This window comes from Prescottella agglutinans (assembly GCF_004011865.1).
Taxonomy (GTDB): Bacteria; Actinomycetota; Actinomycetes; order Mycobacteriales; family Mycobacteriaceae; genus Prescottella; species Prescottella agglutinans.
The window spans coordinates 50962-71602 of sequence record NZ_RKLP01000003.1; the positions used below are offsets into that span (position 1 = coordinate 50962).

A 20641-nucleotide genomic window follows, 5' to 3' on the forward strand; every position below is an offset into this window, starting at 1 on the left:
GGGAGCGGGATCAACTGGTGCGCAGCCTATCGGCCCCTGCGCGACGGCGGGCACGGTGGACGTAACCTGGACGTCATGACGTCTTTCGGTGATCTTCTCGGCCCGCAGCCCACTCTGCTTCCCGGAGACGAGGATGCGGAGTCGGCACTGCTGAACCACGAGGACCCGGCGAAGGTCGCCGCCGAGCATCCCACGGCGTCCATCGCGTGGGCGTACCTGGCGGAGGCGGCACTCGAGCAGGGGCAGACCATCACGGCGTACGCCTACGCCCGCACCGGCTACCACCGCGGTCTCGACCAGTTGCGCCGCAACGGGTGGAAGGGCTTCGGCGCCGTCCCGTACAGCCACGAGCCGAACCGCGGTTTCCTGCGCTGCGTCGCCGTGCTCGCCAAGGCCGCCCAGGCGATCGGCGAGAACGACGAGTACGCGCGCTGCCTGGACCTGCTCGAGGACAGCGACCCTCGGGCCGCCGAAGCACTTGGTCTCGGCTAGCCGCTTCGTTCCACGACCGGCAGCGGGCCGGGACCGGATCGCGGCGGGGATCCGCCGCCTGAAGGTCTCGGCGCTGCCGGTTCTGCAGTGCGGCCTGGCGGCCGGCATCGCGTGGTTCGTCGCGACCTCGATCGTCGGTCACACCCGCCCGTTCTTCGCGCCCATCGCGGCGGTGGTCTCGCTCGGACTGTCGCTGGGCGCCCGCCTGCGCCGCTCGGTGGAGTTGGTCTGCGGCGTGACGGTCGGCATCGGTGTCGGTGATCTGTTGATCTCGGTCATCGGCACCGGCGCCTGGCAGATCACGCTGGTCGTCACGTTGGCGATGGGCACGGCCGTCCTGATCGGTTCGGGCCCGATCTTCTCGATGCAGGCGGGGACGTCCGCGGTGCTGGTGGCGACGCTGCTGCCACCCGGTGACGTGGCCGGGGTCGAGCGGATGGTCGACGCGCTCGTCGGTGGCCTCGTCGGTGTCGCCGTCGTCGCGATCGTTCCCACCCATCCGGTGCGCCGGGCCCGGCGCGACGCCGCGGGCATCCTCGCGACCGCGGCCGAGGTGCTGCAACTCGTGGCCGACGGTCTGATCGAGAACGACCCCAAGCCGATCGAGAAGGCGCTGCGCAAGGCGCGCGCGACGCAGTCGGCGATCGATTCCCTGCGCAGCAACCTGTCCGGCGGCAAGGAGATCAGCCGGATCTCCCCCCTGTACTGGGGTAGTCGCGCCCGGTTGGCCCGGCTCACGGCGACGGCCGACCCGATCGACAACGCGATGCGCAACATTCGCGTGCTGTCGCGCCGGTCGCTCTCGCTGGTGCGCGACGACGAGATCCTCGACCCGCGTCTGGTCGACGAGATCGAGAAGCTCTCGCACGCGCTGGACGTGCTGCGGCGGATGATCCTCGCCGAACCGGGGGAGCAGCCGGACCAGGCCGAGGCGGCCCGGGTGCTGCGGACGGTCTCGTCCGGGATGAAGCCCGAACTGGTCGAGAACGCGGGCATCTCCGCGACGGTGGTGTTCGCGCAGATCCGCTCCCTGATCGTGGACTTGTTGCAGGTCGCGGGGCTCGGCCGGATATCGGCGATCGCGACGCTGCCCCCGACGGTGCCCAGGCCCGCCTATCGGCCCGACCTCTGACATCTTTCATATATGCGAATGTGTGCATATGATTGGCCCGACTCACGAGGAGGGTGATCATGGGAGCCGGTCACGGGCACAGCCACGGCAACACCGCAGCCACGAACGGGGCGGGGCCGACGCCGACGCGCATCCGCAAGATGGTGATCGCGCTCGGGATCCTCGTCGCGTTCCTGGTTCTGGAAGTGGTCGTCGGACTCGCGATCGGTTCTCTCGCGCTGCTCGCGGACGCCGGGCACATGCTCACCGACGTCGTCGGCATGTCGATGGGGCTCGTGGCGCTGCTGCTCGCGAAGCAGGGATCCAAGGCCGCCGCCCGCACCTTCGGCTGGCACCGCGCGGAGGTCCTGACCGCGATGGCCAACGCGGTCCTGCTGCTCGGCGTCGCCGCGTTCGTCATGTACGAGGCCATCGGCCGCATCGGTGACGCCCCCGAGATCCCCGGCGTCCCGCTGATGCTGACCGCCGCCGCCGGCCTGGGGGCGAACGTCGTCGTCATGCTGATGCTGCGCGGCGACGCCAAGGACTCCCTCGCCGTGCGCGGTGCGTACCTCGAGGTGCTCGCCGACGCGGTCGGCAGCGTCGGTGTCCTGATCGCCGGTGCCGCGCTGGTGCTGTTCGACTGGACCTACGCGGACATCGTCGTCGGTGTGCTGATCTCGCTGTGGGTGGTGCCCCGGGCGCTCAAGCTGGCCGGGGCGGCGCTGCGGATCCTCACGCAGGCCTCACCGGCCAACGTCGACGTCGACGCCGTCCGCGCCGATCTGCGCGCGGTGCCCGGGGTGTCGGACGTCCACGATCTGCACGTGTGGACGCTGACCACCGGCATGGACGTCGCGACGGTGCACCTCACCACCGATTCCGATTCGCAGCGGGTGCTGGCGGCGGCCAAGACCGTGCTGGACGCGCACGGCCTCAGCCACGCCACCGTTCAGGTCGAGTCCGGCGTGGAGGGGTCGCGGTGCCAGGAGGACCTCACCTGGTGAACCGGCGCGCCGACGACCGCTCAGCGGTAGCCGTCGGTGTTCGCGGGCAGGTCGGGGTCCTGCACTTCGACGAGGTACCGCCAGCAGTCGGGCCGGGAGCCGTCCACGTCGGTGAAGCCGTAGCGCTGCGCCAGTTGTCCGCTGGAGACGACCTGGCCGCTGTACCCGCCCGCCTCGGGCGCCGCGGCCAGCGCGGCTACCGCCCGGCCCACGAACGTCGGGGACTCCGAGATCGCGAAGTGCGGTACCTGTTCGAGGGCGTCGCGCCAGTTGTCCTCGGTGACGCCGAAGGCCTCGAGCATGTTCTCCGAGCGCAGCCACCCCGGGGTCACGGCGACGGCGGCGCACCCGTGCGGGGCCAGTTCGTACGCCTGCGCGGTGGTCATCCGCTGCACCGCCGCCTTGACCAGGTCGTAGTAGAACCCGACCTGGTGCCGGTAGGCGACGTTGTACTCGGCGGTGCCGTCGGTCATCTCGACCACCAGCCCGCCGGGGCGGCGGATCAGCAGGGGCAGTGCGAAGTGGCTGGTGATCGCGTGGGTGTCGATCCCCATCCGCAGCATCCGCAGGCCCCCGTCGAGGTCGTGCTCCCACACCGTGGTGCCGAACTGGGCGTAGCGGTCGCCGCCGAAGATGTCGTTGACCAGGATGTCGAGGCGGCCGTGCTCGGCATCGATGCGCTCGACGAGGGCGCGCACCTGGTCCGGTTCGAGGTGGTCGACGCGCAGCGCGACACCGTCGCCGCCGACGGCCGCGATCAGTTCGCCGGTCTCCTCGATGGTCTCGGGCCGGCCGATCTCCGATCGCCCGTCCATCCGACTGCTGCGACCGGTCGCGTAGACGGTGGCTCCCGCGCGGGCCAACTCGACGGCGATGGCCCGGCCGGCACCGCGCGTCGCCCCAGCGACCAGGGCGACCTTCCCGGTCAGGTCCGGCGCGCTCATCGGCTGATCCGTGTGACGTCGGCACCAGGGCGCCAGAGGTCGACGTGCAGGCGATCCTCCGACACCGTGGTCAGCACCACCTCGTCGACGCCGAGTTCGAAGATGTGCGCGTCGCCGCCGGGATTCTCCGGGTAGGAGTCGAGGATCGCCTGCTTCTCGGCGCCGGCCAGTTCGCGGGCGCGGCCGGAGACCTTGGCGTCGCCGCCCTCCATCGTGTGGTGGCCCGGATTCGAGTGCAGCGAGTACCGCGGATCCCGCTGCAGATCCCGGGCCTTCCGCGCGCCGGGCATCGACCCGAGTACCAGCAGACCGCGGAAGGTCTCGACCTCGGTGCCGCTCACGCGCGGCGAGCCGTCGGCGCGCAGCGTCGCCAGGACGTGGTGTTTGTGCGCGGTGAGCCGCGCGCGGACGGCCTCGGCCAGTGCCGGCGCCGCTTCGGTGAACTCTTGCCAGGTTGCCATGACATCAGTGTGCGGCCGCATCCCTGACATCTCGTGTCAGTGATTTTCCGTAGGCTCCGGGGATGCGCTCGAGCCGACTCCTCGACCTGATGCTGCGCCTGCAGGGCGGTCCCGGCACCACCGCCGCGCGCCTGGCCGACCAGTTGGGCGTCTCGGTGCGGACCATCTACCGGGACGTCGCCGCGCTGCAGGCGGCGGGCGTGCCGGTCTGGACCGAGAGCGGTCCGGGCGGCGGCATCCGTCTGCTCGACGGCTGGCAGTCCAAGCTCAGCGGGATGACCGGTGCGGAGACGTCGGCGCTCATGCTGCTCGGCATCCCGGGACTTGCCGACGACCTGGGCCTGGCCGACGTCACGGCCCGCGCGGAGTCGAAACTGCTGGGCGCGCTGCCGCTTCCACTGCGGACCGGTGCGCTGCTGTGGCGCGAGCGCCTGCACATCGATGCACCGGGCTGGTTCGCGAAGCCGTCGGACACGGGCGAGTTGGCGTCGATCGCGGCGGCGGTGCTCGAGGGGCGACGGCTGCGGATCCGCTATCGGAAGGGCGCGCGGGGGACGTCGCGCACGCTCGACCCGCTCGGCCTGGTCGCGAAGGCCGGTGTCTGGTATCTCGTTGCGCGGCATCGGGACCGGACGCTGTCGTACCGGGTGTCGCGGATCGACGCCGCGCACGTCCTGGACGAGGCGGCGCGGCGTCCGGGATCGTTCGACCTGGCCTCCTGGTGGGCCGAATCGCAGGCGGAGTTCGATCGCGCGCTGCTGCGCTTCCCGTGCCGGGTGCGGCTTTCGTCGTACGCGTGGCGGCGACTGCCGTCGGTGGTGGGGGAGGAGGCCGCGAAGGTGACACCGTCCGAGCCCGACGAACGGGGTTGGGTGACGGTCGATCTGATGCTCGAGGCCGAGGAGGTGGCGCTCGACCAGTTCTTCGCGCTGGGGCCGGGTATCGAGGTCCTGGAACCCGTGTCGCTGCGGGTGGCGCTGGGGGAGGCGGCGCTGCGGACCGCGTCGCTGAACGGACTGCACCCTGACGGGAGTGGGGGTGCAGGTCATCCCGAGGTATGACGCCGGACGGCGGAACATCGCCCGCCGAACGGATGTGGTGCACGTACCCGCGGTGGTGGACTCGTACCGTGCTTGAACAGGTCTCGTATTCGTTGCTCGTCGGGCTGGCGGTGTCGTCGGCGATCTCGCTGCCGCTGGTGGTGTGGCACTACCGGCGGTTCGGCCGGGTGTCGGCGCCGCGGATGGCGCTCGTCGGTGCCGCGGTCACGTACGGCGCCGCTGTCGTCGCGTTCACGATGTTCCCGCTGCCGGATCTCACGCCGGCTTGGTGCGAGGCATTCGCGGCGACCGATCCGGTCCTGCGGCCGTTGACGTTCGTCTCGGACATCCGCCGCGACACCGCGGGCATGAGCCTGGTCGAGACTCTCACCAGCACCGCGGTGATGCAGGTGGTGCTCAACGTGGTGCTGTTCGTGCCGTTCGGTGTCCTCGGACGACTGCTGTTCGAGTGGTCGCGCACCGCCACCGTGGTGGCCGCGGGGGTGGCGTCGCTGGCGATCGAGGCCACGCAGTACACGGCAGTCTGGGGGATCTTCCCGTGTGCGTATCGGATCGCCGACGTGGACGACCTGCTGCTCAACACGGCCGGTGCGGTGCTCGGGGTCGTGGTGGCCGGGGTGGGCGTGCGACTGGTGCCCAGCCGCGAGCGGTTGGCGGCGGGGCGCGGTGTCCCGCGTCCGGTGACGGCGTGGCGTCGCTGGATCGGCATGATCGTCGACATCTGCGCCGTGGGGTGCGTGTTCGCGTCGACGGTGGTGGTGCTGAACGTCGTGCTCGAAGTTGCGGACACGGGGCCGGACGGCTTCGTGGCCGGCAACCTTACCGCCGTCTTCGTCGCCGGCGCGGTCGTCGTCGTGCCCGCGCTGGTCGGCTCGGGAGCGTCGTTCGGGCAGCGGGCGGTGTGGCTGCAGCCGCAGTGGTCGAACCCGCCGGGGGCCGCGCGGCGGGTGGGTCGCGCGCTCGCCGTTCCCGGGGTGTGTGCGGCGGCGATCGTGCTGGGCGCCGCGCCGCTCGCGGCCCTGTGGCTGTGCGCGGCCTTCGCCTCGGTGCTGTTCACCCGGCACCGCGGACTGTCCGGCGTGCTGACCGGGTCCGGGATCGTCGACGCGAGAGGGGCTTCGGGGGACGCGGCGCCGGCCGCGGAGAAATCCGCTGTCCCGTTCGAGGACGCTTCTCTACGATCGCGCCATGGCTGATCCGCATCCCCACGTGTACTACCGCGACCGCGTCGTCCCCGCGCAGGAGGCGACGCTCGGCGTCGCGACGTCCGCCGTCCTGTACGGCCTGAGCGTGTACACGGTGTTCCCGGTCCACGTCGACGGCGCCGCGCGCACGGCGTTCCGGCTGGCGGATCACTACCGCCGGCTCGTCGAGTCGTGCAAGATCATCGGCATCGATCGCTTCGCCGACGAATGGAGCTTCGAGCGGTTCGTTTCGGCCGCAACCGAACTCGTGGCCGCGAACGCCCCCGTGTCGGACGTCTTCGTGCGTGCCACCGTGCACGTCGACGAGTCGATCCCCGGGACCCGGGTCCGCGGCCTCCGCACCGCGGTGTCGATGTTCGTCTACGACGCGGTCCCGATCGTCCCGCAGGACGGAATGCGGCTCAAGACCAGCACCTGGCGCCGCATCCCCGACTTCGCGATCCCGTCGCGGGCCAAGGTCAACGGCGCGTACGTCAACTCGGTGCTGGCCAAGCAGGACGCCATCGACGCCGGCTACGACGACGCGATCTTCCTCGACGGCGCCGGCCACGTGTGCGAGTTGAGCGCCGCGAACCTCTTCCTGGTGCGCGGCGGCACCCTGATCACCCCCGACGCGTCGTGCGACATCCTCGACGGCATCAATCGGCGCACACTGCTCACCCTGGCGGGGGAGGAAGGCATCCCGGTCGTCGAGCGGACCGTCGACCTCACCGAGCTGTACATCGCCGACGAAGTGTTCGTCACCGGCACGTCGGCGGGCGTGGCGCCGGTGACGGAGGTCGACGGCCGGGTGGTGGGGGACGGGACGCAGGGCCCGGTGTGCGAGCTTCTCCGCAAGCGGCACGCGTCGGCGCTGCGTGCCGACGAACTGCACGGATGGGTCACCGAGCTGGGCTGACGGCGGGGCGACCGGGTGCGGGCCGCATCCGGCTCGAGAACGGGTAGTGAACTACCTACGCCCCCGGGTAGTCGCGTACCTAGCGTTGATGACATGGCCAGCGCACAGGTAACGAGCATGTCGACGGGACACGAGACCGACCGTCATCCGGACGTCGACATCGAGCAACTCCGTGGTGAGATCGACCGCCTGGATGGACAGATCCTCGCGGCGATCCAGCGGCGTACCGAGCTCTCCCGCCTGATCGGCGAGGTGCGCATGCTCGGCGGCGGCACCCGTTTGGTGCACACCCGAGAAATGAGGGTGCTGTCGCGTTTCGACGACCTGGGGCCCGAGGGGCACACGCTCGCATTGTTGCTGCTCAGGCTCGGGCGGGGGCGTTTGGGTCATACCATGTGACCGGTCGACCCCGGCTGTAGAACACGGCACCGGTCGGGGTCGGCGCGGTCACGTTCTCCGCGCTCGGTCAGCGCCAGAACTGCATCAGGTAGTTGCCGAACGCCGCGTAGACGTCGGGGACACCGGAGAGCCCGAAGATCCAGTAGATCGCGTCGAAGAACGCGGCGTTGATCTGTGGCACGAAGAGCAGCGCGATCAGCAGCAGCAACCCGTAGGGCTTGATCTTGTCGAGCGACGCGCGGGTGCTCGCCTTCAGATGCGGCTCCAGCGCGCCGTAGCCGTCGAGCCCGGGCACCGGCAACAGATTCAGGATCGTGGCCATCACCTGCAGGAACGCCAGGAAGCTCAGGCCGTACCAGAACACCTGGTGGTCCCCGGCGGCAACGGACGGGCCGGCCGCGCCGTCGGGCCCGAACAGTCGGATCACCACGAGCAGGATCACGGCCGAGACCGCGTTGACGGCCGGTCCGGCGAGGGCGACGCGTGTCTGCACCCGCGGCGGCATCGCCCAGGTCCGCAGGTACACGGCCCCGCCCGGCAGTCCGATGCCACCGAGCGCGAGGAACAGCACGGGCAACCCGATCGAGAGCAGCGGCTGGGTGTACTTGCGCGGATCGAGCGTCAGGTAGCCGCGGATGACGACGTCGTGGTCGCCGTTGCGCCACGCGACCCATGCGTGCGCGAACTCGTGCAGACAGAGGGTGACGACCCAGCCCGCGACCACGAGCAGGAACACCCCGATCCGGCCCGACGTGGCCACGCCGGTGGCCCGCCACGCCAGCACCCCGCCGAACACGGCGATCGCGACGATGCCGAGGAACACGGGGCTCGGCCGGACGGCCGAGGCCCGGGTGGGCGAGTCGGGATACATGAGTCCAGTATCCAGGCGAACCGGGTTCAGGCCCCGTAGACGAGCAGCCAGTCCTGGTCGTGTCGGTAGAAGGTGGAGCGCTTGACCGCACGCGGCGTGCGGACGCCGTCGCGGGTCAGCACGGCCGACGGCGAACCGAGTTGGACCGCGCGGCCGGTGAGCCATCGGTGGCCACCGAACCAGCGGCGCTTGTCGACGGTGGCGCGCAGACCCGGAAGCTCGGGAATCGGCACGATCCGCATGCCGGGCACGGTGCCGGAGAACAGGCGGTCGTTGTCGACGTACGCCTCGCCGGTCAGCTCGCCCGCGTGTTCGGATCCGTAGATGCGTGCCTCGCCGACGAGGGCGATGCCGGCGTCGTCCCGGATCAGCGGCATCGGCCGGGCGGCGCCGGAGACGGCGATCGCGGCGGCCTTGGAACCGGTCCGCAGCCCGTACGCGTGGGTGGCGTCGGTCCGCTCCTCGGGGACGTACGCGAGTTCGATGTGCAGGCGCTCGGTGCGCATCAGCCTGGTCAGCGCGGCCGCGAGGGCGGCGTCGTCGCCGACGACCACCAGGCGAGGCTTCTCCAGGGTCTCGAGCTTGGCGAAGGCCTCGTCGAAGTCGGCCTTCTCCGGGAGCGTGGGGACGTTGAAGAGATCGAGAGACCGCAGCGCCAGCGGCAACGGTGCATCGCCGCACTTGAGCACTATCGGGGTCATGACACTCCTTGCTGGATCTCCGACGCTGCTGATCTCCGACGATCACGCTCGTCGCTACGCCACGCCACGGCAGCGGCGACATGGGTGTCGCCGCACGCAAGGGCATTCCGATGTCTACCCGAATCCGGGTCGGCGTCGCAAACGGTCGACCGGTCCGTTGTCGGTTTCGGGTGGGTTCGGAGGGCTGGGGGGCTGGACGACGGTCGGTCTCGGCTAGACTGTGCCTCCGGCCACTGCCTACACCACGGCAGGACCATGCAGTCGGATACGACTGCACGTCGACCGTAGGAGACAGGGAAATGCCGGCAATCGTCCTCATCGGTGCCCAGTGGGGCGACGAGGGTAAGGGCAAAGCTACCGATCTACTGGGCGGAAGCCTGCAGTGGGTCGTTCGGTACCAGGGCGGCAACAATGCCGGACACACGGTGGTCCTGCCGAACGGCGACAAGTTCGCGCTGCACCTGATCCCGTCGGGCATCCTCACCCCCGGCGTCAAGAACGTGATCGGCAACGGTGTCGTGGTCGACCCGGGCGTGCTGCTCGACGAGCTGGCCGGTCTGGAGGAGCGGGACGTCGACACGACAGGCCTGCTGATCTCGGCCGATGCGCACCTGATCATGCCGTACCACGTGGCCATCGACAAGGTCACCGAACGCTTCCTGGGTGCCAAGAAGATCGGCACCACGGGCCGCGGCATCGGCCCCTGCTACCAGGACAAGATCGCGCGCGTCGGCGTCCGCGTGGCCGACGTCCTGGACGAGAAGATCCTCACCCAGAAGGTCGAGGCCGCCCTGGAGTTCAAGAACCAGGTCCTGGTCAAGATCTACAACCGCAAGGCCCTCGACCCGCACCAGGTCGTCGACGAGGTCCTCACGCAGGCCGCCGGGTTCAAGCACCGCATCTCCGACACCCGCCTCGAGCTCAACCTGGCGCTCGAGCGCGGCGAGACCGTGCTGCTCGAGGGTTCCCAGGGCACGCTGCTCGATGTCGACCACGGCACGTACCCATACGTGACGTCGTCCAACCCGACGTCCGGTGGCGCCGCGGTCGGTTCCGGCATCGGCCCCACCAAGATCAAGACGGTGCTGGGCATCCTCAAGGCCTACACCACCCGCGTCGGCTCGGGCCCGTTCCCGACCGAGCTGTTCGACGAGTTCGGCGAGTACCTGGCCGTCAAGGGCGGCGAGGTGGGTGTCACCACCGGCCGTGCCCGCCGCACCGGCTGGTTCGACGCCGTCATCGCCCGCTACGCGACCCGGGTCAACGGCATCACCGACTACTTCCTCACCAAGCTCGACGTGCTGTCGAGCCTGGACACCATCCCGATCTGCGTCGCGTACGACGTCGACGGGGTGCGCGTCGAGGAGATGCCGATGACGCAGACCGACATCCACCACGCCAAGCCGATCTACGAGGAGATGCCGGGCTGGTCGGAGGACATCTCGCAGTGCCGCACCTTCGAGGAGTTGCCGGTCAACGCGCAGAACTACGTGCTGCGGCTCGAGGAACTGTCGGGCGCGTTCATGTCCTGCATCGGCGTCGGCCCGGGCCGTGACGAGACCATCGTCCGCCGCGACATCCTGGCCTGACCCACCCGCCGTGTGACCGAATGTCACATGCGTCCAGTCCGACTGAACGCATGTGACATTCGGCGTTTCGGGGGGTCAGCGCATCTCGCCGGCCCCGGCGTACGGGTGCAGGCTCGTCAGCGGCTTGCCCTCCTCGAATCGGCTGTAGCGGAAGTCGGCGCCGTCGACGGCGGGGTCGCCGCTGATGCCGTCGAGCAGCAGGTCGGCGGCGAGTCGGCCCACGGCCGGTGAGATCTTGAACCCGTGTCCGCTGAAACCCACTGCGAGGAACAGGCCGTCGGCGGGTGAGGGGCCGATGATCGGGTTGTAGTCGGGCGTGATGTCGTAGCAACCCGCGTACGACGACGCAAGACGCGCGTCGGGCGTGTCCGGCAGGATCCGCTCGAGCTTGCCGATGGCGGTCTCCACGAAGTCGTCGGTCGCGCGGTTGAGATATGCATCCGGATCGGCGAATTCGGGTGCCGAGTGGTCGCTGTTGCCGACCAGCAGGTGGCCGTTGGGCTCGCGCCGAATGTACTGCAGGTTCACCAGATCCGAGAACGTCGGGACGTCGGGCGTGGGCTCGCCCTGGTCCACCAGTACCAGTTGCTCCCGCTGTGCGCGGATCGGCAGGTGGACCCCCGCGGTCGCGGCGAGTGTCGGACTCCACGCGCCCGTCGCGAGTACGACGGTGTCGCAGAGGATCTCGGTGCCGTCGTCGCACAGCACGCCGCGGACGGACCCGAAGTCGTCGGAGACGAGGCGAACGACCTTGGTGGACTGTCGGATCCGGACCCCCAGTCCGCGAGCACGCGCGCCGTACGCCATCCCGGTCATGTACGCGTCTCCGTGTCCGCCGAGCGGTTCGTACGCGAAGCCGGCGAAGTCGTCCAGGTGGATGCCGGGCCACAGCGACCGGACGGTGTCCGCGTCGATCGACTCGACCGGGACGCCCAGTTCGCGGTGCATCTCGACGTTGGCGTGCAGTGGTGCGACGTTGCCCTCGCCGACGCCGACGATGTAGCCGGTCTGCCGGAATCCGATGTCGGTGCCGAAGATCTCCCTGGCGCCCGCGAAGACCTCGACGCCGTACCGCGCCATCGCTGCAAGGGAGCGAACCCCGTAGTGGCAGCGGATGATTCCGCTGGACTTGCCGGTCATGCCCGAGCACAGCGTGTCCCGCTCCAGCACGAGCACGTCGGTCTCGCCGCGTTCGGCGAGTTGCCAGGCGATCGCCAGTCCCTCGAGTCCGCCGCCGACGATCACGATTCGTGCGCGCTCCGTCGTGTGTCCTGTCATCTCCGACCTCCAATCCCGGGTTTCTTGATGAGAGACAGTGTTGCATGAAGTGAAACAAGTGCAACCGACGGACGCTGTGCGGACCCCGTTACGCACTGTTCACCGCAGCTACTCGCGGGCCTTACAGCTGGCGTTCACTCTCGGGTGACCTCGATTCCCCGTGTAAGACGGGCCGACACAAGGGTGGGCAGATATGGAGCAGGCTCTCGCGGCCGCCGACACCGCATGGTTGCTGGCGGCATTCACCGCTGTTGCGTTGATGATCCCCGGCCTCGCGCTGTTCTACGGCGGGATGGTCAGCATCCGCAACTCGCTGAACATGATGATGATGACGTTCGGATCGTTCGCCGTCGTGGGTGTGTTGTGGGTGCTCTTCGGGTACTCGGCGGTTCTGGGTAACTCGTTGGGCGACTTGGGTATCCTCGGTGACCCGCTCGAGTTCGTCGGACTCGGGCAGTTGCTCGAGCCGTCCGCCGAACCCGGCCTGCCGCCGGCGCTCGTCGCGGGCTTCCAGATGCTGTTCGCGGCCATCACCGTCGCGCTCATCTCGGGCGCACTCGCCGACCGCATCAAGTTCGGTTCCTGGATGCTGTTCGCCGGCCTGTGGGTCACGCTCGTGTACTTCCCGGTGGCGCACTGGGTGTTCGCGTTCGACTCCGACGACGGCAGCGTGATCGGCGGCTGGATCGCCAACAAGCTGGGGGCCATCGACTTCGCGGGTGGCACCGCGGTCCACATCAACGCCGGCATCGCGGCGCTGGCGATGGTGCTGGTGCTCGGCAAGCGGCACGCGTTCCCGAACATGCCACGGCCGCACAATCTTCCACTGACCCTGCTCGGCGCCGGCCTCCTGCTCTTCGGCTGGTTCGGCTTCAACGGCGGCTCGGCACTCGCCGCCGACAATGCGGCGTCCGTCGTGGTGCTCAACACCGTCGCCGCGGCGTGCGCCGGGATCTGCGGCTGGCTGCTGGTGGAGCGGGTGCGGGAGGGCCGGCCGACGTCGCTCGGTGCCGCGTCCGGTCTGATCGCGGCGCTGGTCGCGATCACGCCCGCCTGTGGTGCGGTGTCGCCGATCGGCGCCCTGGTCATCGGTGGCCTGGCGGGCGCGGTGTGCTGCGTCGCGGTGTCGCTCAAGTTCCGCCTCGGCTTCGACGACGCCCTCGACGTCGTCGGGATCCACCTCGTCGGCGGCATCCTGGGCACCCTGCTGATCGGCCTGCTCGCGACCGAGGACGCCCCCAACGGTGTCGCGGGCCTGTTCTACGGCGGCGGCCTCGGGCTCCTGGGCAAGCAGGCGCTGGCGGTCGTTGCGGTGCTCGCCTACTCGTTCGCGGTGACCTGGGTCATCGCGAAGGTCATCCAGGTCACCCTGGGGCTGCGGGTCCGGCCGGAGGACGAGCACGAGGGCCTCGACGTCACCGAGCACGGCGAGACCGCGTACGTGACGGAGACGGTGTCGGTGACGGTGACCGGTTCGGGCCCGGTCGATCCGGCCGCGGTGGCCGACGCGGCCGAAGCGCTCGCGAGCCGTGCGACGAGCGCCGAGCAGCGCCTGTAGGTGCGACCGAGATCGCGGCCCTGATGCCGGGTCCCGTGGCCGGTGCAGACGCACCGGCCACGGGACCCGGCGCCGGTCGTCCGCGCAGCGGTGTCGGTCAGTACCTGCCGACCCACGGCCATGTCCCGGCTCGGCCGGACTCGATGATCGGCAGCATGCCGAAGCAGGCGTCGGTCGGCTCCCCGAACGCGAACCGGTTCGGGCCGTCGGCGGTACGGTCTGTCCGGCACCCCGTCGAATTGAACGTGTAAACCGGAATGTGCTCGGGGAGAACGCTGCCGGGATCGCGCGGAGCGCCGTCGGCGGCCTGCGCATCGGTCAGGACCACCACACGATCGTGGCCGTCGAAGAACTCCGCGGTCGCCGGCGCCGTGTCCGTGCCATCGCCGCGCAAGTGTCCGGCCGCGGCCCAGCGGTGGACCGTACCGATCAGGGATTCCCCGGGGTGCATCGGGAACACGCCGCCGGCGGTGCCGAACGAGACGACGTCGGCCCGCTCGGCGCGCCGCGCCAGCGCCAGACCGAACACCGTGGCCGCGTCCCGCCGGTGCGCACTCCGGTCCCGCCCGGCGGTGTCGAGAAGGACCAGGGTTCGTCCGGACAGTCGCGGGACCCGGTCGAGCGACAACTCGAGTGCCCGTTCGAGGGCCGCGGACCAGCGCACGGACCGCACCGAGTTGCAGGCGGACAGGAGGCGCAGCGGAAGCTGGCGCGATCGGGCCACCTGCTCCGGATCCTGCAGTCGCTCGGCCACGTTCGACGCCACGTCGTCCGAGACCCCGGCCTCGTCGAAGTTGCGCAGGTTGCTCAGCAGGCCGATGTACCCCATCCGGGGGATGAGGGCTTCCCACGTCCTTCGGTCCAGCGGGGTCTGCAGCCAGCCCGCCACCGCCTCCCACGTCATCGCCGCCGGACCGAATCGTGGGGCAACTGCGGGGGCGGTGAGCAGGAGTGGACGGTCCGGCACCGGGACCGCCATGAGGTCGGCACGCGCCTGCACCGTCTCGAGAGTCGGGGGAATCTCCCGGTCCCGCCCGTGCCGACGGTCGAGCGCGTGCGTGAACAGGTCGGCCTGCTGGTCGGACCGCGGCGCGGGGTGCACCAGGTCGAGGACGTCACCGAACCGATAGCCGTGGGAGGGGGTGTCGTACTTGAGCAGTGCCCGTTCGGTGTACAGCTTCGCGACCGCGTCCGCGACACCGCGCTTGATCGGTTGTGGGAGTTTGCGCCCGAACGTGGCGCGCCAGTAGGCGAGCATCTCGCCCGGTTCGTCCGCCCGTTGCAGGACGCTGCCGACGACCTGGCGACTGTACCCGTGCTCGCCGGCGTCGAGTCGCGCACGGGTGAACTCGGCGGCCCCGACGAGCGCTGCCGAGCGCATGTGCGCGTCGGACCGCAGCCAGCGCAGGAACCCGGCGACCCACTCCGGATCGCTCACGGAGAGTTGTCGGACGAGTTGGCGGTACCGGTCGTCGTGAGTCGCGCCGGCTTCGGGGAAGGTGTCCTCCCTGACCAGGTTCGTCACGGTCAGCAGGTACAACTCGGTCCTGGGATCGGTTGAGCGCCAGGATCCGCCGTCGTGGGTGCGCCCGTCGGGCGTCATCTCGGTGTGCGTCCGCCCGGTTTCCGACGGCCGGGTGGTCGTGGCGTCGAACCTGCTCATCTCGTCCCCCTCGACAGGAAGGCGAGTTCCGCACCGCGGCGCCGGGATCCGACGGCTCCACCGTCGGGACACGCCCCACCACGAGGGGAGTACGGGACGGAATCGAACCCGCCGCCTCGCCGTCCGAAGTAGCTGCCATCCGCGCATCGGCGCTGCGCTGAGAAATGCCTTCCGAGTTCACTGACCAGGCGGATGTTCGCGCAGGCGAAGGACCCGTCTGTACCGCACCGGAAGTGCACGCCCAATCTAGAGGAGGCCCCGGTCAATCCTCAGCGGAATCGAGCAGATTGTCCCGAATACCCGGGATCAGTCCTGGTGGTTGTCCGGGTAGGCGGTGACCGCGAGGAATCGGATCGGCAACTGCACCAATTCGTTCGGTCCGTGCAGGCCCTCGCCGTCGAGCAGCAGGGAGTCTCCGGGGCGCAGTCGGTACTCGCTCTCGCCGTGGCCGTAGACCATCTCGCCCTCGAGCATGTAGATCAGTTCGGTCCCGGGATGTTGGAACAGCGGGAAGACCTCGCTCGCGTTGGTGAGCGTGACGAGCACCGGTTCGAGGCGTTTGTGTTGCCCGCGCAGGGCCCCGAGCAGTTCGTAGTGATGTCCGACGCGGGTGCCCCGGCCGACGATCACCGCGCCGTGACCGGACTCGACGAAGACCGCGTCCCGGGTGGTGTCGGCGCCGCGGAACAGTGACGTGACGGGAACGTCCAGTCCGGCCGCGAGGCGCGCGAGCGTCGACAGGCTGCACGACGTCTGCGCGTTCTCGATCTTGGACAGCATCGCCTTGGAGATGCCGACCCTGGCGGCCATGTCGCCGACCGACAGCCCGCTCGCCAGGCGCAGCTTGCGGACCTGGGCGGCGATGACGCGCTCGAGGTCGACGCCGGTGGGGGTGTCGGCCGGCACCTCGCGTTGCGCGGTGTCGTGGTGCACGGGGCGCTGGGACGGGCTCATCGCCTCACAGTAGCGCCCCGTCCACCCTCAGTGGACGGGGCGCGGGGTGTCAGAGCCGACCGGGGATCCAGTCGGTGCCGGCGAGTGGGACCCGGGCCATCGCCGACGCCTCGATCGTCAGGGCGACGAGGTCCTGCGGTTCGAGGTTGCGCAGGTGCGACTTGCCGCACGCGCGCGCGAGGGTCTGCGCCTCCATCGTCAGCACCCGCAGGTAGTTCGCGAGGCGGCGTCCGCCCTCGACGGGATCGAAGTTCTTCTGCAGTTCCGGGTCCTGCGTCGTGATGCCGGCGGGGTCGAGGCCGGCTTGGAAGTCGTCGTAGAAGCCGGCCGACGACCCGAGCGCCTCGTACTGCTCCTGGAAGCGGGGGTGATTGTCGCCCAACGCGATCAGCGCGGCGGTGCCGATCGCGACGGCGTCCGCGCCGAGGGCCATGGCCTTCGCGACGTCGGCGCCCGAGCGGATGCCGCCCGACACGATCAGCTGGACTCCGCCGGGCGTGCGGTGCGCGCCCATCTCCTGCAGCGCCTGCACGGCCTGCGGGATCGCGGCGAGCGTGGGGATCCCGACGTGCTCGATGAACACGTCCTGCGTCGCGGCGGTGCCGCCCTGCATGCCGTCGACGACGACGACGTCGGCGCCGGCCTTCACGGCGAGCTTCACGTCGTAGTACGTGCGGGTGGCGCCCACCTTGACGTAGATCGGCTTCTCCCACCCGGTGATCTCGCGCAGTTCGATGATCTTGATGGCGAGGTCGTCCGGGCCGGTCCAGTCGGGATGGCGGCACGCGCTGCGCTGGTCGACGCCGACGGGCAGCGTGCGCATCCCGGCGACGCGGTCGGTGATCTTCTGGCCCAGCAGCATTCCGCCCCCGCCCGGCTTGGCGCCCTGGCCCAGCACGATCTCGATGGCGTCGGCCTTGCGCAGGTCGTCGGGGTTCATGCCGTACCGCGACGGCAGGTACTGGTAGACGAGGTGCTTGGACTGGCCGCGCTCCTCCGGCGTCATGCCGCCGTCGCCGGTGGTGGTGGAGGTGCCGACCTCGCCGGCGCCGCGGCCGAGGGCCTCCTTCGCGCGGCCGGACAGCGCGCCGAAGCTCATGCCCGCGATGGTGATCGGGATGTCCAGGTGCAGTGGGTACTTCGCGTGCCGGTCGCCGAGCACGACGTCGGTGTCGCAGCGTTCGCGGTAGCCCTCGAGCGGGTAGCGGGACATCGACGCGCCCAGGAACAGCAGGTCGTCGAAGTGCGGGAGTCTGCGCTTGGCGCCCCAGCCGCGGATGTCGTAGATGCCGGTCTCGGCGGCGCGCTGGATCTCGTGGATGACGTCGCGGTCGAACGTCGCGGATTCGCGCAGACCGGGGGTGTGCGTGGTCATGGGGCCTCCTGGAAGCGGCGCGTCAGTAGGACGAGGCGTTGTCGACGTGGAAGTTGTAGAGCGTGCGGGCCGAGCCGTAGCGGGTGAACTCGGTGGGGTCGGTGTCGAATCCGGCGGCGTCCAGCAGTGCCCGCAGCTCGGTGAGGTGCTCGTCGCGCATCTCCTTCTTGATGCAGTCGGCGCCCAGCGAGGCGACGGTGCCCCGCACGTAGATCCGTGCCTCGTACAGCGAATCACCGAGCGCCTCACCGGCGTCGCCGAGCACGACGAGGCGCCCGGCCTGCCCCATGAACGCGCTCATGTGGCCGATGCTGCCGCCGACGACGATGTCGACGCCCTTCATCGAGATGCCGCAGCGGGCTGCCGCGTTGCCCTCGATCACCAGCAGTCCGCCGTGCGCGGTGGCCCCCGCCGACTGCGACGCGTCGCCGGTGACGCGGACGGTCCCCGACATCATGTTCTCGGCGACGCCGACGCCGGCGTTGCCGACGATCGTCACGCTCGCGTGCTGGTTCATGCCGGCCGCGTAGTAGCCGACGTGGCCCTCGATCCGCACGTCGATCGGTGCGTCCAGGCCGCACGCGAGGGCGTGCGCACCGGCCGGTTCGACGACGCTGACCGACGCCGGGGCCGCGGTGGCCTGCAGGGCGGCGTTGAGGGCGCGGGTGCCGACGTCCGAGACGTCGTACGTGGTGGTCCGGGTGGTGGTCAGCGGTGCCATACGTAAACCTCTTCCGGTTCGGGTTCGAAGATGCGGGCGCCCTCGATGCCGGGCAGGCCGGCCAGCGCGCGGTACTCGGACGCCATCGCGACATAGTCGGCGTGCTCGGCGATGATCGCGGGCTTGCAGGCGATCGGGTCGCGCACCACCGCGAACGAGTCCCGCGTGGACACGAGCAGCGTGTAGAAGCCGTCGAACCGCTCGCCGAGCAGGCGCAGCGCCTTCTCCAGGTCGACCCCCTCGGCGAGCTGTCTCGCGACGAAGCGCGCGCCCACCTCGGTGTCGTTCTCGCTGTCGAACGCGACGCCCTCCGCCTCGAGTTCACGCTTGACGCTCAGGTGGTTGGAAAACGACCCGTTGTGCACCAGGCACTGGTCCGGGCCGACTGCGAACGGGTGCGAACCCGCTGCGGTGACCGCGGATTCGGTGGCCATGCGGGTGTGCGCGACGCCCTGCCGGCCCGACGCTGCGGGCAGCCCGAACCGGTGCGCGAGGTCCACCGGATCGCCCATGCCCTTGAGGACCGTGACGTCGTCGCCGAACCCGATCAGGACGGCGCCCGGTGCCTCTCCGAGCGCGGCGTCGGCGAGCGCCGACGCCGGAACCGGCGCGTGCAGCAGCGTGTTGGTGCCGACCTCGATGCCCGTGACGGCGACACTCAGCGCGCCGCCGACCCGGGCGGCCAGGGATTCCGCCGCGACGCCGGCACCCAGCAGCGACACCGTCGCATGTCCGGCCGGCGACCAGGTCGGGTCCCCGTAGACGGCCATGCCCGCCGAGTCCGGTCCGCGGTCGACCATCTGGCCGAGCATCCCGGTGAGCAGTTCACCGAGCCGCGGATACAGCGAGGGCTCCCGCAGATGGAGCCCGACGATTCCGCACATGTGTTGTCTCCCTTTGTTTCCGGTGGTGGTCAGAAGGCGGTGAGGTAGCTGTCCACCTCCCACGGCGTGACCGTGTTGTGCCATTCGAAGAACTCGTCGCGCTTGAGGGCGGTGAAGTAGTCGGCGACGCCCGGTCCGGCGGCGTCGAGGGCGCCGGTGACGACGGCGTCCCGCGCGAGCGCGTCCATCGCGTGCAACAGGGTCATCGGCAGGTCGTCCGGGCAGATGCCGCCGCCGGGCTCGCCGGGGTCGGTGCCGCGGCGGATGCCGTCCAGTCCGGCCGCGATCGTGACGGCCGACGCCAGGTACGGGTTGGCGGAGCCGTCGCCGCCGCGCAGTTCGACGCGGTTGGCGTCCGGCACCCGCAGGTAGTGGGTGCGGTCGTTGCCGCCGTAGGTGGGCCGCCGCGGCGACCACGTCGCGCCGCTGCTCGTCGAGATCGCCCCGGTTCGCTTGTAGGAGTTGACCGTCGGGGCGAGCACGCCCTGCAGCCCGCCGGCGTGCTCGAGGATGCCGCCGATGAACGCGTACGCGGTGGGCGAGAGGCCCAGGCCGCGCGGGTCGGCGCGGTCGGGGAACACCGGGGAACCGCCGCGCCACAGCGACAGGTGCATGTGCATGCCGCTGCCGGTCCGGTCGGCGAACGGCTTGGGCATGAACGTCGCGGTCATGCCGCGCTGTTCGGCGAGCACCGAGATGAGGTAGCGCAGCGTGACGACGCGGTCGGCGGTGGTGAGGGCGTCGGCGTACTGGAAGTTCTGTTCGAACTGGCCGTTGCCGTCCTCGTGGTCGTTGGCGTAGTTGCCCCAGCCCAGTCGGTTCATCGCCGCCGAGATCGCGGTGAGGTGCTCGTACATGCGGGTGACGTCGCGGGCGTCGTAGCAGGGGCGACGGGAGGTGTCGAGGATGTCGGCGGTGCGCAGGCCGCCGCGCTCGTCGCGGTCCACGAGGAAGTACTCGATCTCGGTGCCGACGTTGACCTCGAGTCCGAGGTCGGCGGCCTGCGCGAGCACCTTCTTCAGGATCACGCGGGGCGCGAACGGCCACGGCGTGCCCTGCACGTGCGGGTCGCAGTGGACCAGCGCGAGGCCTGGGCGCACGAACGGGACGGGGGTGAAGGACGTGAGGTCGGGGACCGCGACCAGATCGGGGTCCCGTGGTTGCTGACCCATCGCCCCGGCGGCGTAGCCGGCGAATCCGACGCCGTCGTGCTGGAGTTCGTCGGCCGCTTCGACCGGGACCAGCTTGGCGCACGGCTTCCCGGCCAGGTTGGTGAACACCGCGAGGATGAAGCGGGTGTCGGTGGCGCGGGCCAGCGCGGCGAGGTCGGACTGGTCGGGGTCGTCCGGCATTGCGGTGTCGGGCAGGCGCATCACGGTCAGATCGGCGGGGTCGAGCGCCATGTGGACTCCTCGGGATTCGACGACGAATGTTTCATCACATGAATCGATGTCGATCACTAGGAAACA

Annotated in this window: 20 protein-coding genes; 9 read left to right on the plus strand and 11 right to left on the minus strand. The window is 70.2% G+C overall.

Annotation, left to right across the window (positions count from 1 at the left end):
* Nucleotides 1–75 precede the first annotated feature (75 nt).
* From EGT67_RS07065 to EGT67_RS07075, 3 genes are read left to right on the plus strand one after another with little or no spacing between them, the layout of a single operon-like run.
* A complete protein-coding gene (locus EGT67_RS07065) occupies nucleotides 76–492 on the plus strand; it encodes a DUF3151 domain-containing protein (protein WP_022597808.1) in 417 nt (138 codons plus the stop codon).
* 37 nt (nucleotides 493–529) lie between these two features.
* Complete coding sequence (locus EGT67_RS07070) at nucleotides 530–1624, plus strand: FUSC family protein (protein ID WP_206612320.1); 1095 nt, start codon at nucleotides 530–532, stop codon at nucleotides 1622–1624.
* 59 nt (nucleotides 1625–1683) lie between these two features.
* A complete protein-coding gene (locus EGT67_RS07075) occupies nucleotides 1684–2610 on the plus strand; it encodes a cation diffusion facilitator family transporter (protein ID WP_127915365.1) in 927 nt (308 codons plus the stop codon).
* A 20-nt stretch (nucleotides 2611–2630) separates the two neighbouring features.
* Here EGT67_RS07075 and EGT67_RS07080 read toward each other — a convergent pair whose 3' ends face one another.
* On the minus strand, nucleotides 2631–3554 hold the full coding sequence (locus tag EGT67_RS07080) for an SDR family oxidoreductase (protein WP_127915366.1): 924 nt from the start codon (nucleotides 3552–3554) through the stop codon (nucleotides 2631–2633).
* A complete protein-coding gene (locus tag EGT67_RS07085; RefSeq protein ID WP_127915367.1) occupies nucleotides 3551–4015 on the minus strand; it encodes a pyridoxamine 5'-phosphate oxidase family protein in 465 nt (154 codons plus the stop codon). The genes EGT67_RS07080 and EGT67_RS07085 overlap by 4 nt, the downstream gene beginning before the upstream one ends.
* 62 nt (nucleotides 4016–4077) lie before the next feature.
* On the opposite strand from EGT67_RS07085, the gene EGT67_RS07090 reads away from it, so the two are divergent.
* From EGT67_RS07090 to EGT67_RS07105, 4 genes are all read left to right on the plus strand, one after another.
* Nucleotides 4078–5076 (plus strand): helix-turn-helix transcriptional regulator, encoded by a 999-nt coding sequence (locus EGT67_RS07090; RefSeq protein WP_127915368.1) that lies wholly within the window; start codon nucleotides 4078–4080, stop codon nucleotides 5074–5076.
* A 68-nt stretch (nucleotides 5077–5144) separates the two neighbouring features.
* Nucleotides 5145–6272, plus strand: a complete 1128-nt coding sequence (locus EGT67_RS07095; RefSeq protein WP_164877496.1) for a VanZ family protein — start codon at nucleotides 5145–5147, stop codon at nucleotides 6270–6272.
* On the plus strand, nucleotides 6265–7179 hold the full coding sequence (locus EGT67_RS07100; RefSeq protein ID WP_127915370.1) for an aminotransferase class IV: 915 nt from the start codon (nucleotides 6265–6267) through the stop codon (nucleotides 7177–7179). Before EGT67_RS07095 ends, EGT67_RS07100 begins: the two co-directional genes overlap by 8 nt.
* A 93-nt stretch (nucleotides 7180–7272) precedes the next feature.
* Entirely contained in the window at nucleotides 7273–7578 is a 306-nt protein-coding gene (locus EGT67_RS07105; protein ID WP_127915371.1) for a chorismate mutase, read from the plus strand.
* 67 nt (nucleotides 7579–7645) lie between these two features.
* Here EGT67_RS07105 and EGT67_RS07110 read toward each other — a convergent pair whose 3' ends face one another.
* Together EGT67_RS07110 and EGT67_RS07115 are read right to left on the minus strand one after the other, a co-directional pair.
* A complete protein-coding gene (locus EGT67_RS07110) occupies nucleotides 7646–8449 on the minus strand; it encodes a site-2 protease family protein (RefSeq protein ID WP_127915372.1) in 804 nt (267 codons plus the stop codon).
* Nucleotides 8450–8475: 26 nt separating this feature from the next.
* Nucleotides 8476–9150: a hypothetical protein gene (locus tag EGT67_RS07115; RefSeq protein WP_127915373.1), complete on the minus strand. Its 675-nt coding sequence runs from the start codon at nucleotides 9148–9150 to the stop codon at nucleotides 8476–8478.
* A gap of 299 nt (nucleotides 9151–9449) precedes the next feature.
* Between EGT67_RS07115 and EGT67_RS07120 the strand changes: the two genes are divergently transcribed.
* Nucleotides 9450–10739 carry an adenylosuccinate synthase gene (locus EGT67_RS07120; protein WP_127915374.1) on the plus strand — a complete coding sequence of 430 codons (1290 nt, stop codon included), beginning with the start codon at nucleotides 9450–9452 and terminating at the stop codon, nucleotides 10737–10739.
* A gap of 75 nt (nucleotides 10740–10814) precedes the next feature.
* Here the strand turns inward: EGT67_RS07120 and EGT67_RS07125 are convergent, their stop codons facing one another.
* Nucleotides 10815–12017: an NAD(P)/FAD-dependent oxidoreductase gene (locus tag EGT67_RS07125; protein ID WP_127915375.1), complete on the minus strand. Its 1203-nt coding sequence runs from the start codon at nucleotides 12015–12017 to the stop codon at nucleotides 10815–10817.
* A gap of 193 nt (nucleotides 12018–12210) precedes the next feature.
* On the opposite strand from EGT67_RS07125, the gene EGT67_RS07130 reads away from it, so the two are divergent.
* A complete protein-coding gene (locus tag EGT67_RS07130) occupies nucleotides 12211–13575 on the plus strand; it encodes an ammonium transporter (protein ID WP_127915376.1) in 1365 nt (454 codons plus the stop codon).
* A 97-nt stretch (nucleotides 13576–13672) separates the two neighbouring features.
* Here the strand turns inward: EGT67_RS07130 and EGT67_RS07135 are convergent, their stop codons facing one another.
* From EGT67_RS07135 to glnT, 6 genes are all read right to left on the minus strand, one after another.
* Complete coding sequence (locus tag EGT67_RS07135; RefSeq protein ID WP_127915377.1) at nucleotides 13673–15238, minus strand: TROVE domain-containing protein; 1566 nt, start codon at nucleotides 15236–15238, stop codon at nucleotides 13673–13675.
* Nucleotides 15239–15544: 306 nt separating this feature from the next.
* On the minus strand, nucleotides 15545–16192 hold the full coding sequence (locus EGT67_RS07140) for a helix-turn-helix domain-containing protein (protein ID WP_127915378.1): 648 nt from the start codon (nucleotides 16190–16192) through the stop codon (nucleotides 15545–15547).
* 49 nt (nucleotides 16193–16241) lie between these two features.
* On the minus strand, nucleotides 16242–17567 hold the full coding sequence (locus tag EGT67_RS07145) for an FMN-binding glutamate synthase family protein (RefSeq protein WP_127915379.1): 1326 nt from the start codon (nucleotides 17565–17567) through the stop codon (nucleotides 16242–16244).
* A gap of 22 nt (nucleotides 17568–17589) precedes the next feature.
* Entirely contained in the window at nucleotides 17590–18288 is a 699-nt protein-coding gene (locus tag EGT67_RS07150) for a GltB/FmdC/FwdC-like GXGXG domain-containing protein (RefSeq protein WP_127915380.1), read from the minus strand.
* Nucleotides 18276–19172, minus strand: a complete 897-nt coding sequence (locus EGT67_RS07155) for a class II glutamine amidotransferase domain-containing protein (RefSeq protein WP_127915381.1) — start codon at nucleotides 19170–19172, stop codon at nucleotides 18276–18278. The genes EGT67_RS07150 and EGT67_RS07155 overlap by 13 nt, the downstream gene beginning before the upstream one ends.
* Nucleotides 19173–19201: 29 nt before the next feature.
* Nucleotides 19202–20575, minus strand: coding sequence for a type III glutamate--ammonia ligase (glnT, locus tag EGT67_RS07160; RefSeq protein ID WP_127915382.1), 1374 nt, complete (start codon nucleotides 20573–20575; stop codon nucleotides 19202–19204).
* Between the last annotated feature and the right edge of the window lie 66 nt (nucleotides 20576–20641).

Coding starts and splice junctions, on each gene's coding strand:
- EGT67_RS07115 (WP_127915373.1), bottom strand. CDS start 9,150: ATGACCCCGATAGTGCTCAAGTGCGGCGATGCACCGTTGCCGCTGGCG.
- EGT67_RS07140 (WP_127915378.1), bottom strand. CDS start 16,192: ATGAGCCCGTCCCAGCGCCCCGTGCACCACGACACCGCGCAACGCGAG.
- EGT67_RS07100 (WP_127915370.1), top strand. CDS start 6,265: ATGGCTGATCCGCATCCCCACGTGTACTACCGCGACCGCGTCGTCCCC.
- EGT67_RS07120 (WP_127915374.1), top strand. CDS start 9,450: ATGCCGGCAATCGTCCTCATCGGTGCCCAGTGGGGCGACGAGGGTAAG.
- EGT67_RS07110 (WP_127915372.1), bottom strand. CDS start 8,449: ATGTATCCCGACTCGCCCACCCGGGCCTCGGCCGTCCGGCCGAGCCCC.
- EGT67_RS07105 (WP_127915371.1), top strand. CDS start 7,273: ATGGCCAGCGCACAGGTAACGAGCATGTCGACGGGACACGAGACCGAC.
- glnT (WP_127915382.1), bottom strand. CDS start 20,575: ATGGCGCTCGACCCCGCCGATCTGACCGTGATGCGCCTGCCCGACACC.
- EGT67_RS07075 (WP_127915365.1), top strand. CDS start 1,684: ATGGGAGCCGGTCACGGGCACAGCCACGGCAACACCGCAGCCACGAAC.
- EGT67_RS07090 (WP_127915368.1), top strand. CDS start 4,078: ATGCGCTCGAGCCGACTCCTCGACCTGATGCTGCGCCTGCAGGGCGGT.
- EGT67_RS07155 (WP_127915381.1), bottom strand. CDS start 19,172: ATGTGCGGAATCGTCGGGCTCCATCTGCGGGAGCCCTCGCTGTATCCG.
- EGT67_RS07125 (WP_127915375.1), bottom strand. CDS start 12,017: ATGACAGGACACACGACGGAGCGCGCACGAATCGTGATCGTCGGCGGC.
- EGT67_RS07080 (WP_127915366.1), bottom strand. CDS start 3,554: ATGAGCGCGCCGGACCTGACCGGGAAGGTCGCCCTGGTCGCTGGGGCG.
- EGT67_RS07150 (WP_127915380.1), bottom strand. CDS start 18,288: ATGGCACCGCTGACCACCACCCGGACCACCACGTACGACGTCTCGGAC.
- EGT67_RS07135 (WP_127915377.1), bottom strand. CDS start 15,238: ATGAGCAGGTTCGACGCCACGACCACCCGGCCGTCGGAAACCGGGCGG.
- EGT67_RS07065 (WP_022597808.1), top strand. CDS start 76: ATGACGTCTTTCGGTGATCTTCTCGGCCCGCAGCCCACTCTGCTTCCC.
- EGT67_RS07130 (WP_127915376.1), top strand. CDS start 12,211: ATGGAGCAGGCTCTCGCGGCCGCCGACACCGCATGGTTGCTGGCGGCA.
- EGT67_RS07085 (WP_127915367.1), bottom strand. CDS start 4,015: ATGGCAACCTGGCAAGAGTTCACCGAAGCGGCGCCGGCACTGGCCGAG.
- EGT67_RS07145 (WP_127915379.1), bottom strand. CDS start 17,567: ATGACCACGCACACCCCCGGTCTGCGCGAATCCGCGACGTTCGACCGC.